We start from the raw sequence: 4,613 nt of genomic DNA, 5'->3' as shown, positions 1-4,613 counted from the left end.
TGAAGAACTCAACGGGCTGCGACATCGCAGGGATGCGATGGCAAAATATCGACGTAAGTCGTTATTTTGCGAGTCGTGCGAAGCTTTGCTTCGCACTTGGCGAGGTTGAAAAAAGCCACGAGGGCTTTTTTCAACAGGCTGCTAGACCATTCCCCCTGCCACCGGTGAACGAGCCGCGCTGGACGTCCGGCGGCCAATTTGCTGGCTTCCCAACCCGCAACTTCGGTTCGCCAAAGGGGGTACTCTCGGCGGGTGGCGAGTGGAACATCGCCCGCGATCGCGTCCCGGCGGCGCGCCGCTAGGCCCGCCAGACGCGTTACCGTACGATGAGCGCTTGCAAGATGCGGTCGTTCCAGGAAGGAGCTCGCCGATGCTTTGTCCCGACGACGGGAAATCTCTCATGTCGCTTCGCCGCTCGATCGTCGCTCGCCTGCTGAGGGGCATTTTCCTCGCGGCGGCGCTTGCCGGCGTCTGGTCAGGGACCGCGGCCGCGGCGCAGCTTCCCGAGCCGAACGCGCCTGCGGCCGACGGCAATCCGTTCCCGCGAAGGATCGCCGTCCCCGATCTCACGGGCGGAGTCGATTGGATCAATACGGCCGGGCCGCTCGAGCTCAAGGACTTACGCGGCAAGTTCGTGCTCCTCGATTTCTGGACGTTTTGCTGCATCAACTGCATGCACATTCTGCCGGAGTTGAAAAAGCTGGAAGAAACCTTTCCCAAGGAGTTGGTGGTCATTGGGGTACATTCGGCGAAGTTCGAAAACGAGGAGGACTCGAAGAACATTACCGAGGCCGTGCTGCGGTACGAGATCAAGCACCCCGTGGTCAACGACGCCAAGCACGCCATCTGGAATCGCTACGGCGTGCAGAGTTGGCCGACGGCGATTCTCATCGACCCCGAAGGGAAAGCCGTCTACGCCCGTAGTGGCGAGTTCAAGGCCGACGAATTTGCCACCCTGCTGAAAGAGGCCATTCCTTACTACCGCAAGAAGGGGGCGCTCGATGAAACGCCGCTGCGGTTCGACATGGCCGCCGATCGCGCGATCGACACGCCCTTGCGTTTCCCCGGCAAGGTCCTGTCCGACGAGCCAAATGACCGCCTGTTTATTGCCGACAGCAACCACAACCGCATCGTGATTGCCGACTTCGACGGCACGCTGGTGGACGTGATCGGCTCAGGGGCCCTGGGCGCGGCCGACGGCGAATTCTCGGCCGCTTCGTTCAATCATCCGCAGGGCATGGCGCTCGACGGCGATACGTTGTACGTCGCGGACACCGAGAATCACATGCTGCGCAAGGTCGATCTCGTCAAGCGACGCGTGGCGACCATCGCCGGCGACGGGCACCAGGCACAGGCCTGGCCCGGCATCGACGCCAAGGCCGTGGCCGCCGGCCGCGACGTGCTGCCCGACCGCTTCGCCGGCAAACCGCGCGACACCCGATTGAACAGCCCCTGGGACCTGCAAATTCATGGCCGCGACCTGTACATCGCCATGGCGGGTCCGCACCAGATTTGGAAGATGCCGCTCGATGAGAGCGAGATCGGCGTCTATGCCGGCAATGGGCGCGAGGACATTGTCGACGGCCCCTTGCTGCCGAAAGAGCCTTACGAGCCCGGGTATTGTTCCTTCGCGCAACCCAGCGGACTGGCGGCCGACAAGCAATGGCTCTACGTCGCCGATAGCGAAGGGAGCTCGCTGCGGGCCGTTCCTTTCGATGCTCACAAACGTGTCCGCACCGTCATTGGCACCGCCGATCTCCCAGCGGCGCGGCTGTTCACGTTCGGGGATCACGACGGGTCAGGCAAGGCCGTGCGGCTGCAGCATCCACTGGGTATCGCGCTGGTCGACGGGACGCTGTATGTCGCCGACACCTACAACAACAAAATCAAGGCCGTGAACCTTGCGAAAAAGTCAGCGCGCACGGTGGCAGGCACCGGAAAGCCCGGAAACGAGGACGAGCCAGCTTCCTTCGACGAACCGGCAGGCATCACCGCGGCGGGCGACAAGCTCTACATCGCCGACACCAACAACCATCGCATTCGCACGGTCGATCTGGCGGACAACGACCGCGTGGCAACATTCGAGATCCGCGGATTAGCGCCTCCCAAATCCCCCGAGCCGGCGGTTACGCCGACCGAAAACGAGGGGCGCGTGGTGCGCGTCGATCCTGTTACGCTTAAGCCCGAGGATGGCCTCGTGTGGCTGAAGGCCGCGCTCAAATTGCCCGCCGGTTACAAGATCAACCCGATCGCGCCGATGCGTTACAAGCTCGCCTCTCCGGAGAAGGGGCTTGTCGACGCGGGTTCGCTGGGGCGCAGCGTAAAGGTCGAACCGCCCAACGCGGAATTCACGATCGAAGTGCCTGTAACGGCCCGCGAGGGGGAAGCCACGGTCGATGTAACACTCGACTACTATTACTGCCGCGAGGGGGCCGAGGGCATTTGCAAGGCGAGCACGATCACCTGGCGACTACCACTGAAACTCTCGGCCGGTGCCCAGCGTTCTGACGCGGACTTGCCGTTCGCGGTCGAGTAGGCAATCGCGGCTTGCCGAGGAGCCACGGCCGCGATCTCGACACCCCTCCGGAAGCGGTCGACGCCCGTCCCCTTATACGTCTTTCATCCACGGTTTATTCGCTTCCTAATAAGTAGCCAGGCTCACGGAATCGCCGAGAAAACGTTGATTTTCTCGAACAAGAATCCAGCGGGCGGGCCCCGGCGTACTTCTTCAGAGCCTCGGTCGCGCCACAGGCGGACTTCGTGGGGGACCGCCACGTAAAAGTCACTTGCTTTTCACGCATATACGGATATCATCGGCTACGATACTCTTATGGGCGGGGGCCCATTCCGACGGTGTCTATTCCGTAAAGTGTCGACGGTGCTGTTTCCTAAATGCCGTGACGCTCGACCGGTTACCAGCCCCCAGAGTTTGGGTCCTGACGGTTTGGGCCCTGAGAGTGAGGGGGCGTTTTTTTTGCAGGCTGGCGCGTGCCGGAACGACGCGCTGCACGTGGCACATTTCGACACCTGTGCTGTTTAATTGATCTCGAAACGCGTACACTTAAGAAGCAGGGCTGGATCACCGGGCCGCTCTTCTTCACGGACTTTCTTTTTCGTGGCATCATCGTAGGGAGATTTCCATGTTTCGAAGGCGCCGGACCGGTTTCACCCTGGTCGAGCTGCTGGTCGTTATCGCCATCATTGGCATTCTCATCGGGCTGCTGTTGCCCGCCGTGCAAGCCGCGCGCGAAGCGGCGCGCAAGTCGCAGTGTTCGAACAACCTCAAGCAGTTCGGGCTGGCGCACCACAACTATCTGAGCGCCATGGGCGTTTTCGTGCCGGCCGGCTTGATCGGCATCACCTCGGGCCTCGGGAACGCGTACGCCAGCGCCCCGATGATGCTGATGCCTTATTTCGAAGGGGGCGCCACGGCCGCCAATTACAACTACACCCAGCAATGGGGCCAGCAAACGCAGCAAGTTCTCAACCAGGTCGTCAACACGTTCGTCTGCCCTTCGGACGACAAGGACAACCCGATTTACCTGGCAGCGCTTGATAGGGGAATCACGAGCGTGTCGTCGACGTATCCGGTGCCGTCACCGACGGGTAACGTAGGCGGTCTGACGAGCAGTACGAACTTTCAGTATTCGAACGGCCTGTTCGGCGCGCTCGATTATCTCTTTTCCTCCGGCATCAACGACGCCTTTTGTTATCCGGCCGATTCGGGGGTTCCCAACTGGGAACGCGGCATGTTCGCCTATGACGTCACCAACAGTGCCTCGCAAGTTACCGACGGGTTGAGCAATACGATCATGATGGGGGAAGGAGCCCAGGGAACGAAGTGGCAAATCACGTCGGGTTTCGGCAGCCCGATTCCGACGGCGCCATATCAGCCCCTGTGGGCCTGGATCGCGGGCGAACCGAACGTCGACGTCTTTGCAATCGCGGCCGGCGTACCCTTCTATACTGGCGGCCCGCTCGGGTGCACGATGTATCCGCTTAATCAATATCCCGTGATGCAAGAGCAGGCCCGACTCGCTGGCGGCTTGCAGGTGGTCGCACCGAGTCTTACAGCCTATAACATTAACGCCTGTAACAGCACCGCGAACGGGACTGTGCCCGGTCCACACCTCGTGAGCGGATTCCGCAGCTCGCACACCGGCGGCGCGAACTTCCTCATGGCCGACGGCAGTGTTCGTTACCTGCAAACCGCGATCGAGTGTGCCAATGGTGGACTAGGCTACCACGGCACCAACACCAACGGCAGTACAAACGCCTATGCATCCCTAGCCCCCACGCTGGCGCTGACCACGGGCACCTATCCCAATTTCATCCAGACGACGTCGGCATCCAGCACGCAGTTGCCGATTATCGGCGTATATCAGGCCCTCTCGACCCGCGCCGGCGGCGAACCGGTTTCGCCTCCGTGAGGCACGGCGATACGTCAACGGCATGACAATCTGCTGACCATTTTCGCGGTCGTGTCTCTTTCGAGACCCGACCGCTTTTTTTGCGCTGCATAGTCGTCGCATGCGCGCCCCGTAGGGTGCTCTGCGAGCACGAGGAGCATGCTGTAGGGTGCTCTGTGAGCACCAGAATTACCAAAAACGAAT

At 61.3% G+C, this 4,613-nt stretch carries 3 protein-coding genes; all 3 read left to right on the top strand.

Annotation, left to right across the window (positions count from 1 at the left end):
* Window positions 1–302, top strand: a 302-nt coding sequence (locus VHD36_23190) for a hypothetical protein (protein HVU90255.1), incomplete at its 5' end; no start/stop codon positions are given.
* 98 nt (window positions 303–400) lie between these two features.
* Complete coding sequence (locus VHD36_23185) at window positions 401–2,536, top strand: thioredoxin-like domain-containing protein (GenBank protein HVU90254.1); 2,136 nt, start codon at window positions 401–403, stop codon at window positions 2,534–2,536.
* Window positions 2,537–3,140: 604 nt separating this feature from the next.
* Window positions 3,141–4,430: a DUF1559 domain-containing protein gene (locus tag VHD36_23180; GenBank protein HVU90253.1), complete on the top strand. Its 1,290-nt coding sequence runs from the start codon at window positions 3,141–3,143 to the stop codon at window positions 4,428–4,430.
* Window positions 4,431–4,613 lie beyond the last annotated feature (183 nt).

It is taken from the genome of Pirellulales bacterium (genome assembly GCA_035546535.1).
GTDB lineage: Bacteria > Planctomycetota > Planctomycetia > Pirellulales > JACPPG01 > JACPPG01.
Note: the sequence above shows the minus strand (reverse complement) of the source record. Positions and strands in the feature narration are given on the sequence as shown.